This is a genomic window from Pseudaminobacter soli (ex Li et al. 2025) (assembly GCF_029892515.1).
Lineage (GTDB): Bacteria > Pseudomonadota > Alphaproteobacteria > Rhizobiales > Rhizobiaceae > Pseudaminobacter > Pseudaminobacter soli_A.
Genome location: NZ_JARXVF010000001.1, coordinates 1,542,520 through 1,558,447, shown reverse-complemented (window position 1 = coordinate 1,558,447; position 15,928 = coordinate 1,542,520). Strand labels below are relative to the sequence as shown.

Sequence of the window (15,928 nt, the reverse complement as noted above, 5' to 3'; positions counted from 1 at the left end):
CTTGCCCGCATTGTCGGCGCATGGCGAGACAATTTTCGAGGCGTGCGGGGGCTCAGGCGGGTTGCGGCTGGTCCGAGATGATCGAGGTGAAGGCGCCGATCTCGGCGAAATGCGCGGGCCTAACCTTGCCGAACTTGCTGGCATCGACGACGAGATGGCATTCGAGCGCGCGCTCGATTGCAATCTGCTTGATCGGCACTTCGTGGAAATGCGAGCAGGTCACGCCGCGCGTCTCATGCACGCCACCGGCCGAGATGAAGGCCTTGTTGAGGTTGAGGCGCTTGAGCGTCTCCAGCCCTTCCTCGCCCGAGAAGGAGGCGGCGGCTGGATGGTAGAGCCCCCCAAGCACGATCAGCCGGATGTTCTTGCGGTGACAAAGGATCTCGGCGACGTTCATCGAATAGCAGATCGCCGTCAGCCGCATGTCTTCGGGAATGCGCGCCGCCAGATGCGGGGTCGTGGTGCCGCAATCGATGAAGATCGTATCGTCTTCCTCGATCAGCTTCACCGCCCGGGCGCAGGCTGCCGCCTTGGCCGCGGCGTGGCTGTCCTTTTCCTGGTCCAGCACGTAGTCGCTGCCCGCCGAAACATCGAGCGCGCCGACGATGTGGCCGCCAAGGCAGGTGAAGCGGCCGCGCGCTTCGGTGATGTCGCGGCGGACCGTCATTTCCGAGACCCCGAGGCGCACGGCGGCGTCGCGCAGCCGCAAAACGCCCTCGCGCTCCAGCATCGCGCCCAGCGCGTCCAGTCGCTCGTCCCTGTATCCCGTCCTGCTCATGCGTCCTCCGGTGCAGCGCACCTTGACAGTTTACACGTCAATATGAAACGATCCAAACATAATGATTGAATTCTAACAAATCGACTGCCGGGCCGCCAGCGCGGGCTGCAAGCCGAAATCACAGGACGGGCACTATCCGTGGATCAATCGACGCAGCGTATGGAAAACTTTCAGCGCAATGACGGAATCCCGCTTCGGACCGAGGCTTTCGAGGCGGTTCAGGTCAATCTGAGCGCAGTGGAGCGGCGCGCTGCGACCCTGCCCACGCGCCGCTCGGTGAAGAAGGAATATCAGGCGGCGTGGTTGGTGAAGGCGCTGACCTGCATCGACCTGACCACGCTTGCCGGCGACGACACGCCCGGCCGCGTGCAGCGGCTGTGCGCCAAGGCGATGCGTCCGCTGAGCGACGAACTGGTCGAGGGGCTGGGGCTGACGGAGGCGCCGCCAAAGGTGGGCGCGGTCTGCGTCTATCCGGCCATGGTTCCGGCCGCGGTCAAGGCGCTGGCCGGCTCTGGCATTCCGGTCGCATCCGTTGCCACGGGCTTCCCGGCAGGCCTGACGCCGCTGCCGCAGCGCCTGGCCGAAATCCGCTATGCGGTGGAAGAGGGCGCGCATGAGATCGACATAGTCATCAACCGCCAGCTCGTCTTCAGCCAGGACTGGCGGGCGCTCTATGACGAGGTGGCGGCGATGCGCGAGGCCTGCGGCGCGGCGCATCTGAAGGCCATTCTGGCCACCGGCGACCTCAAGACGCTGCGCAATGTCTACAAGGCCTCGATGGTGGCCATGCAGGCCGGCGCCGACTTCATCAAGACCTCGACCGGCAAGGAAGACGTCAATGCAACGCTGCCGGTCAGCCTCGTGATGCTGCGGGCGTTGCGCGACTATGGCGAGGAGACCGGTTACAAGATCGGCTTCAAGCCCGCGGGCGGGCTGAAAACCGCCAAGGACGCCATGAACTGGCTGTTCCTGATGAAGGAGGAGCTTGGCCGGCGCTGGCTGGAGCCCGACCTTTTCCGCATCGGTGCAAGTTCGCTGCTGGGCGACATCGAGCGCCAGCTCGAGCACTTCGTCACCGGCCGTTATTCCGCCGCCTACCGGCACCCGCTCGCCTGAAAGAGACACCCATGGCCATCATCAAGGACATCCTGCAAACCATGGAATATGGTCCGTCGCCCGAAAGCAACGAGCACGTCATCGCCTGGCTCGGGCAGCATGAGCGGGGCTTCGGCCACTTCATCGACGGCAAGTTCACCGACCCGGCCGCGAACGACAGCTTCGAGGTAAGCAGCCCGGCCAATGGCAACGTGTTGGCCCACGTGGCGCGTGGCACGACCGAGGACGTCGACCGCGCGGTGGCCGCAGCAACGCGCGCCTTCAAGAGCTGGTCCAAGCTTGCCGGCCACGAGCGGGCGCGGCATCTCTATGCGCTGGCCCGCCACATCCAGAAGCGCGAGCGTTTTCTGGCCGTGCTGGAATCGATGGACAACGGCAAGCCGATCCGCGAAAGCCGCGACATCGATATCCCGCTGGTCGCCCGCCATTTTTATCACCATGCCGGCTGGGCCGAGCTGATCGAAAGCGAGCTTCCCGGCTACCAGCCGGTGGGCGTGTGCGGCCAGGTCATTCCCTGGAACTTCCCGCTTTTGATGCTGGCCTGGAAGATCGCGCCCGCACTTGCCGCCGGCAACACCGTGGTGCTGAAGCCGGCCGAACAGACGCCGCTGACCGCACTGGCCTTTGCCGAGATCTGCCGCGAAGCGGGTCTGCCGGACGGCGTGGTCAACATCGTCACCGGCGAGGGCGAAACGGGTGCCGCACTGGTCGGCCATCCGGGCGTGGCCAAGGTCGCCTTCACCGGTTCGACCGAGGTCGGCCGCATCATTCGCCGCGCGACGGCGGGCACGGGCAAGAAGCTGTCGCTGGAGCTTGGCGGCAAGTCGCCCTTCATCGTCTTCGAGGACGCCGATCTCGACAGTGCCGTCGAGGGTCTGGTGGATGCGATCTGGTTCAACCAGGGCGAAGTCTGCTGCGCCGGCTCGCGCCTCCTGGTGCAGGAAGGCATCGCGGAAAAATTCTACGCCAAGCTGCGCGCCCGCATGGCAACGCTGCGGGTGGGCGATCCGCTCGACAAGTCGACCGACATCGGCGCGGTCGTCTCGACCGAACAGCTGGAGCGCATCGGCGCGCTGGTCGCCAAGGGCAAGCAGGAAGGCGCTGAGGTGTTCCAGCCGTCGATCCCGATGCCGGCAAAGGGCTGCTTCTTCCCGCCGACACTGATGACCGGCGTGGAGCCGGCGTCCACGGTTGCGATGGTCGAGATCTTCGGGCCGGTGCTGGTCGCCATGACCTTCCGCACGCCGGATGAAGCGGTGGCGCTGGCCAACAACACGCGCTATGGCCTTGCCGCCTCGATCTGGTCGGAGAACATCAACCGCAGCCTCGATCTCGCCGCCCGCGTGAAGGCCGGCGTGGTGTGGATCAACGCCACCAACCTGTTCGACGCGGCAGCCGGCTTCGGCGGCTATCACGAAAGCGGCTTTGGACGCGAGGGTGGGCTCGAAGGGCTCTACGAATACCTCGTGCCGAGCCATGGCAAGCCGACTAAGGGCACGAAAGCCGGCAAGCCACAGCTCAATGCGGCGCCGTCGACGACCGCGATCGCTGCTTCGGCCGAGCCCATTGACCGCACGGCCAAGCTCTATATCGGCGGCAAGCAGGCACGGCCGGATTCCGGCTACAGCTATGCGGTGGTGAACCCGGCCGGCAAGACGGTCGGCCTCGCGGGCTTAGGTAACCGCAAGGACATCCGCAACGCCGTGGAAGCAGCGGCCAAGGCGGGAAGCTGGGGCGCTGCGACCGGCCATAACCGCGCGCAGATCCTCTACTACATCGCCGAAAACCTCTCCGCCCGCGCAGCCGAATTCGAGGCGCGCTTGCGTTCGCTGACCAGTGCGTCCGCGAAGGACGCCGCCGTGGAAGTCGCCACGTCGATCCGCCGGGCGTTCTTCTACGCCGGCTTTGCCGACAAGTATGACGGCGCCGTGCATGCCACCAAGTCGCGCCATGTGACGCTGGCGATGAACGAACCCTTCGGCATCATGGGCATCGTCTGCCCGGACGAGGCGCCGCTGCTCGGCTTCGTCTCACTGCTGATGCCGGCGCTCGCCGTCGGCAACCGCGCAGTAGTCGTTCCGTCGGCCCGCTACCCGCTGGCGGCGACCGATTTCTACCAGCTGCTCGACACCAGCGATGTGCCGGCCGGCGTGGTCAGCATCGTCACCGGCGAAACCGCAAGCCTCGCCAAGACGCTCGCCGAGCACGACGAGGTCGCCGCACTTTGGGATTTCGGCTCGACGACCGATGCGGCCACGATCGAGGCGGCATCGGCCGGCAACCTCAAGCCGGTGTGGACCGGCGGTTCGCGCGACTGGAGTTCGAGTGACGGCCAGGGCCGGGAATTCCTGCGCCGGGCGACGCAAGTGAAGAACATCTGGGTGCCTTACGGAGAGTGAGTCTTTCCGCAACGGAGCGTTTCAACGTGATCGTGAAACGCTCCAAGAGCGGGTAGCTAGTCCACCTTGAGCGCGCTCACCGCCGTTTCGCTTTTGTGGATGTGGTCGTTGGCGTCGGGCTGGCGCTGCACGAGCAGGATGAACAGCAGGTCCGTCAGGGCAAGCTGCGCGTCGCGCACCGTGATCGAGGATGAGCGCACGCCGTCATCGTCGCCGACCGAATGAAGCACCACGTCGGCGATTCCGCTCAGCGGATTGTCCTTCAGCGAGGTGACGACGACTACCCTGGCCCCACGCGCCCTGGCAAGTACCGCGATCCGCAGCGTCTCGATGCTCGTGCCCGAATACGAAAGCGCGAACAACACGTCCTTGGGCCCGAGCGACGAGGCGCTGGCAAGCTGCACATGACTGTCACTGTCCTGCAGCACGTTGCGGCCGAGCTTCATCAGCTTGATCGAAAAATCGCGCGCCACAAGTGCCGAGGCGCTGACGCCGGCGAGGTGAATGCGCTCGGCTTTGTCGAGTAATTCCAGCACCTTGCCGATGGTCTGTTCGCTGTTCACCGACATGGTCTGCTGCATGGAGGCGAGCTTGCTGGCGATCAGCTTCTGCATCACGGTCAGATAGCCGTCGCCGCGCTCGATGCTGCCATGCACCATGCCTTCCGGCGCCTGCCATTGCTGCGCCTTGGCCTCGCTGACGGCGAGTTTCAGCTGCTGGTAGCCTGGATAGCCGAGCTTCTGCGAAAATTTCACGACGCTCGACTGGCTGCGGCCGGTTTGTTCGGCGAGTGCGGCCGAGGAAAGGCGCAGCATCTCGTCGGGATTGTCGACGATGAACTGGCCGATCTGCCGGTCGGCCGGCGCCATGGTGTCGAGCGTGGCGTGTATCTTCTTGAGAACCGACATTCCCCGTTCCCCGGTCGTGCCCTAATTGGCATAGGAATAGATTATTCCAACCGAGGTTGACAGAGAAGAATATCCCGATCAACTCTCGTGCGCGGCGCGACCCGGTTTTGGGCGTGCGCAGAGACCGTGGAACATGGACAAATTGCGAATTGTCGGGGGACAGAGGCTGCAGGGCGCTGTCGCCATCTCGGGCGCAAAGAACGCGGCGCTGCCGCAGATCGCTGCCTCGCTGCTCAGCCCCGAACCACTCGAACTGACCAACCTTCCCGCCGTCAGCGACGTGGAAAACATGCTGGGCGTGATCGAGCAGCATGGCGCGCGCGTCAGCCGCTCGGCCCATGCGGTCAAAATCGACGCGAGTGCTGTGGTCTCCGGTGAGACCACCTACGACACGGTGCGCAAGATGCGGGCCACAGTGCTGGTGCTCGGGCCGCTGCTTGCCCGCTTCGGCCAGGCGCAGGTGTCGCTGCCGGGCGGCTGCGCCATCGGCGCGCGGCCCGTCGACCTGCACATAAAGGCGCTTAGCCTGCTGGGGGCGGAGATCGGCATCGAGGGTGGCTCGATCCACGCTGCCGCGCCGAAGGGGCTGACTGGCGCACGGATCGTGCTCGGCTCGCCCTCGGTCGGCGCGACCGAGACGGCGATGATGGCAGCGACCGCCGCACGCGGCGAAACCGAGATCGTCAACGCCGCGCGCGAGCCGGAGGTGGCGGACCTCGCTTCCTGCCTGATCGCCATGGGCGCGCATATCGAGGGCGCCGGCACGCATCGCATCCTGGTGCAGGGGGGCACTTCGTGGCGCGGCGCGACCCATCACACAATTCCCGACCGCATCGAGGCTGGCACCTATGCCATCGCCGCGGCGATCACCGGCGGGCAGCTCGAACTCACCCATGCGCGGCTCGAACACATGGCATCGGTGGTGCAGGTGCTTGAGGCGACGGGCGTTTCGGTGTGGCCGGGCGACCGGGGCCTGATCGTCTCGCGCGACGGGCCGCTTAGGGCGGTCGACATCACGACGGAGCCCTATCCGGGTTTTCCCACCGATCTGCAGGCGCAGTTCATGGCGCTGATGTGCTGCGCGCCCGGCGCCTCGCTGCTGCGCGAGACGGTGTTCGAAAACCGCTTCATGCATGTGCCGGAACTGATGCGGCTGGGCGCCAACATCACCTTGCAGGGAACGTCCGCGCTGGTGCGCGGCGGCAACCCCTTGCGCGGTGCGCAGGTGATGGCGACCGACCTGCGCGCTTCGGTGTCGCTGGTGCTGGCGGCGCTGGTGGCCGAGGGCGAAAGCGTCGTCAACCGCGTCTACCACCTCGATCGCGGCTATGAGAGCCTCGACCGCAAGCTCGGCATGTGCGGCGCGAATATCGAACGGATACGCTGATGAGCGCCGCGTCCGGCCCGCACTTCTATCTCGGCGTCGATGGCGGCGGCACGGGCTGCCGCGCCCGCATCGAGGACGAGGCCGGCAACGTGCTGGGGCAGGGCCTGTCCGGCCCGGCGACGACCCGGCTCGGCATCGACGTGGCGTGGGCCTCCATCGCCCGCGCCTTCGGCGCCGCCACTGAGGAGGCGGGTTTCGGGCCGGCCGAGCTGGCGCGCACCTATGCCGGTGTGGGGCTGGCCGGCATCGGGCGCAAGGGCGCGCTCGAAGCGCTGCAAGCCATCGGGCATCCGTTTCGGGGCATCGCATTCACCAGCGACGGCATGGGCGCATGCCTTGGCGCGCACTCGGGGCGCGACGGCGCGATCGTGATTGCGGGCACCGGCTCGATCGGCCTCGGTTTCGTCGAGGGGCGTGACCTCCGTGTCGGAGGCTATGGTTTTCCGATCTCGGACGAAGGCAGCGGCGCCGATCTTGGCCTGAAGGCGGTGCAGCTTGCGTTGCGCGCCCATGACGGACGCCAGGACCGTTCCGCGCTGCTCACCGAGATCATGCAGCGTTTCCACGACGATCCGATGGAGGCGGTGGCCTGGATGGACCGCGCGACGGCCACCGACTACGCCGCGCTCGCGCCGACCGTCATGCGCCACGCCGACCAGGGCGACGCCGCCGGCCGACGCATCGTCCAATCGGCCGCCGAACAGATCGACACGCTGGTGCGCACGCTGTTCGACAAGGGCGCGCCGCGCGTAACCCTGCTGGGTGGTCTGGCAAGCCCGCTGGAGCCCTGGCTGGCGCCGGATGTGCGCCGGCGGCTGAAGCCGGCGGACGGAGACGCCGTTTCGGGAGCGATCATCCTCGCCCGACGTCTCGCCCGGGAAGCGTCGGCCTCCGATAAGTGATTGGAATTTGGAATATTAAATTCCAAGTCTGATTGACAGCCAGGAATATTGCATTCTAGATCCTTAATCGGATCTTATCGGTGCGATATAATCGCAGCCGGTGTGGTCGGTCTTTGATAAGGATGAGTGGCGACGTGTCCGAGCAGGCGTTGATTTCCGAACTGGAGCGGCTGGTTTCCGAGGGGCGCAATCCGCGCACGATGGATCTGGACCTTTTGCCGACGACCGAGCTTCTGCGCAGGATCAACGACGAGGACAAGGGCGTAGCCGAGGCCGTCGAGAAGGTGATCCCCGAGATCGCCGCTGCCGTCGACCGCATCGCCGCTGCCTTCCAGAATGGCGGCAGGCTGATCTACATGGGCGCCGGCACCAGCGGCCGCCTCGGCGTGCTCGATGCCTCGGAATGCCCGCCAACCTTCAGCGTTCCTTCCACCATGGTCGTCGGCCTGGTCGCCGGTGGCTATGATGCGCTGATGAACGCAGCTGAAGGCGCTGAAGACAATGACGTCGAGGGTGCCCAGGCCTTGGCCGAGATCGGCCTGATCGACAAGGATGTGGTGGTTGGCATCGCCGCCAGCGGGCGCACGCCTTACGTCATTGGCGGCTTGAACCATGCCAAGAAAATCGGCGCGACCGCAGTGGCGCTATCCTGCAACCCGGATTCGGCCATCGCCGCCATTGCCGACATCGCCATTTCACCGGTCGTCGGCCCCGAGGTTCTCACTGGCTCGACGCGCATGAAGGCCGGCACCGCCGAGAAGCTGGTGCTGAACATGCTGACCACGGCCGGCATGGTGCGCGTCGGCAAGACCTACCAGAACCTGATGGTCGACATGAAGTCGTCCAACAAGAAGCTGGCGGCGCGCGCGGCCCGTATCGTCATGCAGGCGACCGACTGCTCGCTGGAAGATGCGCAGGATGCGCTTGCGCAGACCAGCGATGATGTGAAGCTCGCCATATTGGTCATAATGACGGGGATGAACGCGGCGGACGCCCGCTTTGTGCTGGAAGATGCGGGGGGCTTCCTGCGAAAAGCAATTCAACAGGGCAGGCCGGCGTCGGCCTGATGCCGACTCAATCAATCTTTGGCTTCTTTGAATGAGAAGAAAAAAGGGGAGGGTAGAATGACCAGCAAGTTCAAGCGCCTTTTGGGCGTCACCACCGCCGCGATGCTCGGCGTTTCGGCGCTTGTCGCCCAGGCCGATGCCGCAACTTTGCGCATGGCCTGGTCGCAGGATGCGACCGGCCTCGATCCGCATAAGCAGGTGGCGTTTTCCTCGCTGCGCCTGCTCGAACTGATCTACGAGCCGCTGGTGCGGCTGGATGCTGATCTCAAGATCGTGCCCGGCATCGCGCAAAGCTGGGAGTTCTCCGCTGACGGCAAGGAGCTGACCTTCAAGCTCGACCCGAAAGCAAAATTCCAGAACGGCGAGGCGGTGACCTCGGCCGACGTGAAAGCATCCTTCGAGCGCATTCTCGACGAGAAGACCGGCGCGGCCAATCGTGCGAACTACCTCTCCGTCGAGGGCATCGAGACGCCGGATGCCGGCACGGTCGTCTTCAAGCTGTCGCAGCCCGACGCGCCGATCCTGACGGCCATGACCGACACCAACTCGTCGATCGTCCCGGCAAGCGAAATTGCCGCCGGCACCATCGGCACCAAGGCTGTCGGCTCCGGCCCGTTCAAGCTGGAGCGCTGGGATCCGAACTCCAAGGAAGTGCTGGTCGCCAACAAGGATTGGGCCGGCGGGGCGACGGGCGTCGACGGCATCGAGATCAGCGTCCTGCCGGACGAGACCGCAATTCTTGCGGCCATGCGCACCGGCCAGGTCGATTTCGCGCTGCTCAACGACCCGCTGATTGCGACGCTGGTGCCCAATGAGGCCAAGCTGCAGCTCAATCGCGCTCCGGTGCTCGCCTATCACGTGCTGCAGCTCAACCCGGCGCACAAGCCGATGAACGAGCTGGCGGTGCGCCAGGCCATTTCCTGCGCCGTCGACCGTCAGGCCGTGCTCGACACCGCCTCGCTGGGCGAGGGCAAGGTGACCGGGCCGCTGACCATGCCCTTCTTCGCGTCCGATCCGGACTCGCTGTTCTGCTACAAGCGCGATGTGGAGAAGGCCAAGAAGCTGATGGCCGATGCCGGCTTCGCCGATGGCTTTACCGCAACCGTGATTGCCGCCACTGGCGAGCCGCCTACGGCTGCCGCCGAAGCGCAGGTGCTGCAGGCGCAGCTCGCCGAGATCGGCGTGAAGCTCGACATCAAGATGATGGAGCTCAACGTCTATGTCGACACCTGGCTGAAGGGCGACTTCGACATGGCCGTGGCGCTGAATGGCGGCCGCCCCGATCCGTATACGATGTACAACCGCTACTGGACGAAGAACGGCAACCTGCAGCAGGTTTCCAACTTCGCCGACGATAAGCTCGATGCCCTGCTGCAGCAGGGCCGCGCCGAAACCGACCCGGAGAAGCGTAAAATCATCTTCGCCGACTTCGAAAAGCAGATTGCCGAGAAGTCGCCCTGGGTCTGGCTCTACACTTCTTACGGCTACACCGCGCAGCAGAAGAACGTGCAGGGCTTCGTGCCGATGCCGACCGGCTCGCTCTACAGCCTCGGCAAGGTCACTCTTCAGCAGTAAGGCCGGACGGGCAGGCGCCTTGCCGTTTCCCTTTGTGGGAAGGTAAGGCGCCAATTCCGACCGCAATATTGCGTATTCCGACGAAAAGGCACGACCCGTGAACTACCTGATACGGCGCCTGGCGGCCTTCCCTCTCGTGCTGATCGGCGTGTCGGTCGTCGTCTTCGTCGCCATCCGCCTGGTTCCGGGCGACGCCATCACCGCCATGCTGGGCACGGAAGCGGGCCTGCTCACGCCGCAGCAGCGCCTGTCGCTCGCCACCTATTTCGGTATCGACCAGCCCTGGATCGTGCAGTACTGGCGCTGGTTCACAGGCCTGTTCAGCGGCGATCTCGGTCTATCCGTAACCTACGGCAAGCCGGTGCTGACGGTCATCCTCGAACGCTTCCCGCTGACGCTGGAACTAGCGCTGCTGTCCATGCTGATCGCGCTGACCATCGGCGTGCCGGCTGGCGTCTATGCCGCGACGCGCAATGAGCGGCCGGCCGATCTTGGTGTGCGTATTGCCGCGATGATCGGCCAGTCGACACCGAGCTTCGTGGTCGGCCTCATCCTCATCTACCTCCTGTCGGTCGGTTTGGGCGTGCTGCCCACCATGGGCGCCTTCACGCCGTTCTGGCAGGACCCGCTCCAGAACCTCGGCCAGCTGATCCTGCCGGCCTTCACGCTCGGCTGCGCCTTTGCGGCCTCCGTCACGCGCGTGTCGCGCTCGGCCATGCTCGATGTGCTGAGCGACGATTATGTGCGCACCGCGCGCGCCAAGGGTGTTCCCGAGCGCAAGGTGATCTGGCGCCATGCGCTGCCCAACGCGCTGGTGCCGGTGGTGACGCTGAGCGGCATCGAGTTCGGCTACCTGCTGGGCGGTGCGGTGATCGTCGAGCAGATTTTTGCGCTGCCGGGTCTCGGGCGCATGGTGCTGGAGGCGATCCTGCAGCGCGACTATGCGCTGGTGCAGGGAGCGGTGCTGTTCATCGCCTTCAACTTCATGATCGTCAATCTCCTGGTCGATCTGGCCTATGCCGCGCTCGATCCGCGCATTCGCCTGGAGGGCCGGTGATGCGCATGCTGAAATCGATCTTCGCGCATCCGAGCGGCCGCATCGGCGGCGCCATCGTGCTTGTCTATCTCGTCGTCGCGCTGCTCGGCGCATTCGGCCTCACCCCGCACGACCCGTTGATGCAGTACCGCCTCGACCGTTTGCACGGCCCCTCCGCTTCCCACTGGATGGGCACGGACCTTTTCGGCCGCGACGTACTGAGCCGGCTGATGCAGGGCGTGGGCCAGTCCTTCACCGTCGCCTTCTTCTCCGTCACGGCGGCCACGATCGTCGGCACCGTGCTAGGCCTCACCGCCGCATGGTACGGCAAGCGTTGGGACACGGTGTTGATGCGGTTGATGGACGTGTTGCTCGCCTTTCCCGCCATCTTGCTCGCGCTTCTGGTCGTCACCATCGTCGGCCCCGGCACCTGGACCAGCGTTGCGGCCATTGGCATCGTCTACACGCCGATCTTCACCCGCGTGGTGCGTGGCCCCGCACTTTCGCTGAAAGCGCGCGATTTCGTCGATGCGGCGCGTACCTTCGGCTCTAGCCGCACCTACATCCTGTCCCGGCACCTGCTGCTCAATCTCGTCGCGCCGCTCACCGTGCAGGTCACGCTGGCGCTCGCCTGGGCGCTGCTGACGGAGGCGGGGCTGAGCTTCCTCGGCCTCGGCACGCAGCCGCCCGCCGCCTCGCTCGGCCTGATGCTCAGCGACAGCCGCAACCTGATGGAACAGGCGCCCTGGCTGCTGGCCTTCCCGGCGCTGGCGATCATGCTCTCCATCCTCGGCTTCAACCTCCTGGGCGATGCGCTGCGCGACATCCTCGACCCCAAGACGCGGAGGGCCTGACATGAAGCCGATCCTCTCCGTCCGCGACCTGCATGTCAGCTTCGGCCGCGCGCCGAACGCCAAGGAGGTCGTGCATGGCGTCAGCTTCGACCTCGGCGTCGGCGAAGTGCTGGCCATCGTCGGCGAAAGCGGCTCGGGCAAGTCCGTCACCGCGCTCTCCACCAATCGGCTGATCGACTATGCCGGCGGCCGCATCGCCAGCGGCTCGATAGAACTGTTGCGCGCCGATGGCAGCGTCACCGACATCACCACCGCCAGCGCGCAGGAACTGACGAAGATCCGCGGCGCCGAGATCGGCGTGATCTTCCAGGAGCCGATGACCTCGCTCAACCCGGTGCTGACCATCGGCGCCCAGATCGAGGAGGCGTTCCGCCTGCATCGCGGCCTGACCGGCAAGCAGGCGAAGGCGGCCGCGCGCGAAGCGCTGGAGCGCGTGCGCATCCCCGACGCCGAGCGCCGTCTGTCGGCCACGCCTGACCAGCTTTCCGGCGGCATGCTGCAGCGCGTGATGATCGCCATGGCGCTGGCCTGCAATCCGCGCCTGCTGATTGCCGACGAGCCGACCACCGCGCTCGACGTCACCGTGCAGGCGCAGATCATGGCGCTGCTCGGCGAGCTTCGGCGCGAGACCGGCATGTCGATGATCTTCATCAGCCATGACATCGGCCTCGTCGCTGGTATCGCCGACCGCGTGATGGTGATGCAGGACGGGCGCGCGGTGGAGCGGGGCGAACTCGGCCAGATCCTCGATAATCCGCAGCATTCCTACACGCGCCATCTGCTGCATGCCGTACCGCATTTTTCCGCCGGCGAGGCGGTTCGCGGGGACGGCAAGCGCGGCGGCGAAGCATCCGCCAAGCCCACTTTGGAAGTGGATGATCTCGTCGTGCGCTTCCCGCTCAAGCGCGGCTGGCTGGGCCGGCCGTTCGGGGCGGTCCACGCCGTGGATGGCGTCGGCTTCGACCTGTTGCCAGGCGAGACGCTGGCGATCGTCGGCGAAAGCGGTTCGGGCAAATCGACCACTGCGCGCGCCGTGCTCGGTCTCGTGTCGCCCACGCGCGGGGCGTTCGCTGTCGACGAGCGCATCGCCATGCCCGGAGCCAGCCGCCTGCCGGTGCAGATGGTGTTCCAGAACCCCTATGCCTCGCTCAATCCGCGCCTCAATGTCGAGCAGATATTGGCCGAGCCGGTCATCGCCGCCGGCCAGCGGGTGGACGCAACTGTTCGAGCGAGGATGGCGAAGCTGCTGAAGCAGGTCGGCCTGCCGGAAGACAGCCTTGCGCGCTATCCGCACCAGTTCTCCGGCGGCCAGCGGCAGCGCCTGTGCATCGCGCGTTCGCTGATGCTGAACCCTTCGGTGGTCGTGCTCGACGAGGCCGTCTCGGCGCTCGACGTCTCCGTGCAGGCGCGGGTGCTGGAGCTGCTGGTCGACTTGCAACGCGAATACGGGCTTGCCTATCTCTTCATCTCGCACGACATGGCGGTGGTGGAGCGTATCGCCCACCGCGTCGCCGTGATGTTCGCCGGCCAGATCGTCGAGATCGGCGATGCAAAGTCGGTGCTTTCGGACCCGCAGCATCCCTACACGAAGAAGCTCATTTCGGCCGTTCCCACCATCGAGCGGCGCAAGCAGCGATTTGAGCTGGACACGCGGCAGGTTCCCTCGCTAGTCCGCCCGATAGGTTTCGAGCCGCCCGCCGCGAGATGGCTGGAACGCGGGGACGATCACAAGGTGCGCGCCGAAGCCTGAGGGAGTAGACGAAGGATATGACCACCGACGATCTCCAGCAACGCTTCGACCGCGCCTTCGCCCCGTTGCAGAAGGCGATCGAGACGGGCCGCATCCCGGGCGGCGTGCTGGGCATTGTCGATCGTGAGGGGCACCGGCTGACGCGCGCCATCGGCCTTGCGCAGCGCATCCCGTCCGAGCGGCCGATGCGGGAGGACACCTGGTTCGATCTCGCCTCGCTGACGAAGGTCATCTTCACCACGCCGCGCATTCTGGCGCTGGCCGAAGCCGGCGCAATCGACCTCGACGCGCCGCTGACCACGCTGCTGCCCGACCTTCGGCAATATGATGCCAACGCCTGGGAACGGCAGGTAACGTTCCGGCAATGCCTCGGCCACCAGACGCCCTTTCCCGCCGTCGAGCCGATCTACACCTATGGCCGCGACCCGCAATTGCTGCGCGCCTTCGTGCTGCAGCGTGAATGGCGCAGGCTAGACGAGCCGGTCTATTCCGACATCAATTTCATCCTGCTGGGGCTCGCCATGGAGCGCCTGTCGGGCAAATCGACCCGCGACATGGACCCCGGACAGGGCTTTGCGTTTTCCGCCGATCCCGTACAGTCCGCCGCGACCGAAGACTGCACCTGGCGCCATCGGGTGCTGTGCGGCGAAGTGCATGACGACAACTGTTCCGCGCTTGAGGGCGCGGCTCATGCCGGCCTTTTCGGCACGGCCGGCTCGGTGCTGGATTTCGCGCAAGGCCTGCTCGACGGCACCGGCGCTTCAGAGGGCGTCATCGCATTGATGTGCACGCCGCTGTCGGACAAGCGCACCCATGGCTGGGAACTCGCTCGCGCCGGCTGGTTCGGCGGCGACGCTTGCAGTGCCGGCACAATCGGCCACACGGGCTTTACCGGCACGGCCCTCTGGATCGATTTCGATGCAGGCCGCGCCTGGACGCTGCTCACCAACCGCATCCACCCGACCCGGCATTTCGACAGCGGCATTCAGGACCTTCGCCGCCAGGTCGGCAACCTCATCAACGGAGCGTAACCATGGAACCCATCTGGGCGGTCGGACTGATGACCGGAACCGTGCTCGACGGAAACATCGACGTCGCTCTGTTGAAGACTGACGGCGAGCGCATCGAGACTTTTGGCTTCTATGCGCTCGTGCCCTATGAGGCCTCCATCCTCCCCATGCTGGAGGAGGCGCAGGCGGCCGCCCGCGTTTGGAATTTCGAAGGGCCTGAGCCCGCGATCTTTGCCGAGGCTGAGCAGGCTCTGACGCGCGCCCAATCGGCGGCGGTGAAGCAGGTGGTGGAAGAGGCCGGCATGACGATGGCCGATATCGGCGTCGTCGGCTTCCACGGCCAGACGGTGTTGCATCGCGGCCCGCGGAAGGGCCGCCCGGGCGACACGCGCCAGCTCGGCGACGGCGAATTGATGCATTCCATTCTCGGTAGCAAGGTAGTCTACGACTTCCGCACCGCCGATGTCCGCGCTGGAGGGCAGGGGGCGCCGCTTGCGGCCGCCTATCACGCGGCGCTCTTGGGCACGGCCGGCGCACGTGGCGACAGCGCAATCCTCAACCTCGGCGGCGTCGGCAATGTCACCTGGTGGGACGGCAAGAGCGATCTGGTGGCCTTCGACACCGGCCCGGCCAACGCGCCGATCAACGATTTCGTCAAGGCGCGGGGACTGGGCGAAATGGACCGCGACGGGGCGCTTGCCGCCACGGGCACCGTGGACGAAGCAAGATTGGCAAAACTCCTCGAGCACCCATACCTTTCCGCGGCTTACCCCAAGTCGCTCGACCGCTTCGATTTCACGGCCTCAATGGCCGACGGCCTGAGCGATGCGGATGGCGCAGCACTCTTGACTGCCTTCAGCGCTTCCTGCGTTGGCAAGGCGCTCGACCTTCTGCCGCAGCGGCCGAAAGCGCTTTACGTCTCCGGCGGCGGCCGTCGCAACCCGACATTCATGGCGATGCTTGGCGCACGCGCTGGCGTCGAGGCGATCTCGGCCGACACGATCGGCTGGCGCGGCGATGCTGTGGAGGCGGAGTGCTTTGCGTTCCTGGCGGTGCGTGCGCTGCGCGGCCTGCCGATCAGCTTCCCCAGCACGACCGGCGTGCCGGAGCCGATGACCGGCGGGCGCATTGCTGGTTGATCGCCGG

The 15,928-nt window shown here is 65.8% G+C and carries 13 protein-coding genes; 11 read left to right on the top strand and 2 right to left on the bottom strand.

Annotated features, from left to right (window positions below; genetic code table 11):
* Positions 1-52: 52 nt before the first annotated feature.
* The gene (locus M2281_RS07435) at positions 53-778 is read right to left on the bottom strand and encodes a DeoR/GlpR family DNA-binding transcription regulator (RefSeq protein ID WP_280820423.1); all 726 of its coding nucleotides are present in this window, start codon (positions 776-778) and stop codon (positions 53-55) included.
* A 159-nt stretch (positions 779-937) separates the two neighbouring features.
* Here M2281_RS07435 and deoC point away from each other — a divergent pair, with 159 nt between their 5' ends.
* Positions 938-1,894: a deoxyribose-phosphate aldolase gene (gene deoC, locus M2281_RS07430; protein ID WP_280820422.1), complete on the top strand. Its 957-nt coding sequence runs from the start codon at positions 938-940 to the stop codon at positions 1,892-1,894.
* Between the two features lie 11 nt (positions 1,895-1,905).
* Positions 1,906-4,293 carry an aldehyde dehydrogenase family protein gene (locus tag M2281_RS07425; RefSeq protein ID WP_280820421.1) on the top strand — a complete coding sequence of 796 codons (2,388 nt, stop codon included), beginning with the start codon at positions 1,906-1,908 and terminating at the stop codon, positions 4,291-4,293.
* A 56-nt stretch (positions 4,294-4,349) separates the two neighbouring features.
* On the opposite strand, the gene M2281_RS07420 is transcribed toward M2281_RS07425, so the two are convergent.
* Positions 4,350-5,201: a MurR/RpiR family transcriptional regulator gene (locus tag M2281_RS07420; RefSeq protein ID WP_280820420.1), complete on the bottom strand. Its 852-nt coding sequence runs from the start codon at positions 5,199-5,201 to the stop codon at positions 4,350-4,352.
* 133 nt (positions 5,202-5,334) lie between these two features.
* On the opposite strand from M2281_RS07420, the gene murA reads away from it, so the two are divergent.
* From murA to M2281_RS07375, 9 genes are all read left to right on the top strand, one after another.
* Complete coding sequence (gene murA / locus M2281_RS07415) at positions 5,335-6,588, top strand: UDP-N-acetylglucosamine 1-carboxyvinyltransferase (RefSeq protein WP_280820419.1); 1,254 nt, start codon at positions 5,335-5,337, stop codon at positions 6,586-6,588.
* The gene (locus tag M2281_RS07410; protein WP_280820418.1) at positions 6,588-7,490 is read left to right on the top strand and encodes an N-acetylglucosamine kinase; all 903 of its coding nucleotides are present in this window, start codon (positions 6,588-6,590) and stop codon (positions 7,488-7,490) included. The genes murA and M2281_RS07410 overlap by 1 nt, the downstream gene beginning before the upstream one ends.
* 134 nt (positions 7,491-7,624) lie before the next feature.
* Entirely contained in the window at positions 7,625-8,557 is a 933-nt protein-coding gene (gene murQ / locus M2281_RS07405) for an N-acetylmuramic acid 6-phosphate etherase (RefSeq protein ID WP_280820417.1), read from the top strand.
* 57 nt (positions 8,558-8,614) lie between these two features.
* Entirely contained in the window at positions 8,615-10,132 is a 1,518-nt protein-coding gene (locus M2281_RS07400) for an ABC transporter substrate-binding protein (protein ID WP_280820416.1), read from the top strand.
* 97 nt (positions 10,133-10,229) lie between these two features.
* Positions 10,230-11,189 carry an ABC transporter permease gene (locus M2281_RS07395; RefSeq protein ID WP_280820415.1) on the top strand — a complete coding sequence of 320 codons (960 nt, stop codon included), beginning with the start codon at positions 10,230-10,232 and terminating at the stop codon, positions 11,187-11,189.
* The gene (locus M2281_RS07390; RefSeq protein ID WP_280820414.1) at positions 11,189-12,022 is read left to right on the top strand and encodes an ABC transporter permease; all 834 of its coding nucleotides are present in this window, start codon (positions 11,189-11,191) and stop codon (positions 12,020-12,022) included. The genes M2281_RS07395 and M2281_RS07390 overlap by 1 nt, the downstream gene beginning before the upstream one ends.
* Before the next feature lies 1 nt (position 12,023).
* The gene (locus M2281_RS07385) at positions 12,024-13,772 is read left to right on the top strand and encodes an ABC transporter ATP-binding protein (RefSeq protein WP_280820413.1); all 1,749 of its coding nucleotides are present in this window, start codon (positions 12,024-12,026) and stop codon (positions 13,770-13,772) included.
* 17 nt (positions 13,773-13,789) lie between these two features.
* Positions 13,790-14,803, top strand: a complete 1,014-nt coding sequence (locus M2281_RS07380; protein WP_280820412.1) for a serine hydrolase domain-containing protein — start codon at positions 13,790-13,792, stop codon at positions 14,801-14,803.
* A gap of 2 nt (positions 14,804-14,805) precedes the next feature.
* Positions 14,806-15,921 (top strand): anhydro-N-acetylmuramic acid kinase, encoded by a 1,116-nt coding sequence (locus M2281_RS07375; protein WP_280820411.1) that lies wholly within the window; start codon positions 14,806-14,808, stop codon positions 15,919-15,921.
* Positions 15,922-15,928: the final 7 nt, after the last annotated feature.